This window comes from Streptomyces sp. SID13726 (assembly GCF_010548375.1).
GTDB lineage: Bacteria > Actinomycetota > Actinomycetes > Streptomycetales > Streptomycetaceae > Streptomyces.
Genome location: NZ_JAAGLY010000474.1, coordinates 1 through 436, shown reverse-complemented (window position 1 = coordinate 436; position 436 = coordinate 1). Strand labels below are relative to the sequence as shown.

1 pseudogene is annotated in these 436 nt (G+C 74.3%); it reads right to left on the bottom strand.

What is annotated here, in order from left to right:
- Window positions 1–436 (bottom strand): annotated as a pseudogene (locus G3I78_RS48650) (superoxide dismutase); the annotation flags it as partial.

Below are 436 nucleotides of genomic sequence, written 5' to 3'. Positions count from 1 at the left end.
GTGAGCGTACGGGTCAGCCGGGCCCGGGTGCCGTCGGGGCTGAGGTGCCACCGGGTCAGGGTGTTCGTGGTGTTGTGGGCCACCCGCAGGGTGCCGTCGGGCGCCAGGTCGAGGCCGTCGGCATGGGTGAGGTCCCGGCCGCCGAGGGCGACGCGGGAGATCGGGCCGGTGCGCAGGTCGATGCGGTGGAGGTCGCCCGCGGTCATGTCCACGGCCAGCAGGAAGCGGCCCGCCGGGTCCGAGACGATGCCGTTGAGGGAGAAGCTGCCCGCCGGGGACGGGGTGAGGTGCCCGCTGAGGTCGTACGCCGGGAGCAGCGTGCCCGAGCCGGCCGCGAGCCGGTCGGGGGTGACCCGGTAGATCACCGCGCGCACGCTGTCCGTCAGGTAGGCGGTGCCGTCCGGGGTGATGGTCAGGTCGTTGACGAACAGGGCGC